1 protein-coding gene is annotated in these 639 nt (G+C 64.8%); it reads left to right on the top strand.

Features of this window, described 5'->3' with window-relative positions; translation table 11 throughout:
- Nucleotides 1-639: hypothetical protein (locus G5367_RS20080; RefSeq protein WP_421294939.1), on the top strand; the 639-nt coding region annotated here is incomplete at both ends.

Below are 639 nucleotides of genomic sequence, written 5' to 3'. Positions count from 1 at the left end.
GGCGACCGAAACGGATGGCACGGTACAGGTGCTGCTGACCAACACGGTGAGTATCAGCGATGGCGACGGGTCAGAGACCTGGACCAGCCTGGTGTATACCTTCAACAATTTGCCTGCGAATACCACTGCAGTTGGTGGCACCCTGGTGGGTAACGTCCTGACAGTGAACGTGGTGGCGGGGGCATTGCCGCCGGCGTTCGGGCTGGTGTTCCCGGCGGACTATTCGACGGCCGGGGTGTCGGGCAGTACCAACAACAATGGCGCGCCCATCAGCTACACCGTGGTGGCGACCACCAATGAAGGCACGGCCAGCAGCAGTGGCACGGTCACTATCGGAGTGGAAGGGGATATCAGTGTCAGCGCCACCAACCTGGTGCTGGCAGAAACGGATGCACCGGTGGCGGTATCGCTGGCGGCGCAGCTGGGTGTCACTGCGACCGACGCGGATGGTTCGGAGCAGGTGACCGGTGTGACGGTGACCCTGAGCGGTGTCCCGGCAGGTGCGTTGATGGGGGCAGGCTGGGTGGCTGGCGCGGTGGCGGGCAGCTACAGCTGGAGCGGTGCGAGCACAGCAGGAGTGCCGACCTTCACCTTGCCGGCGGACTGGAGCGGGGTTGTGAATGGCAACGTGGCGGGGAC

This window comes from Aeromonas sp. 604282 (assembly GCF_049170575.1).
Classification (GTDB): domain Bacteria; phylum Pseudomonadota; class Gammaproteobacteria; order Enterobacterales; family Aeromonadaceae; genus Aeromonas; species Aeromonas veronii_A.
The sequence above is the reverse complement of the archived record's forward strand: the minus strand, read 5'-3'. Positions and strand labels throughout refer to the sequence as shown.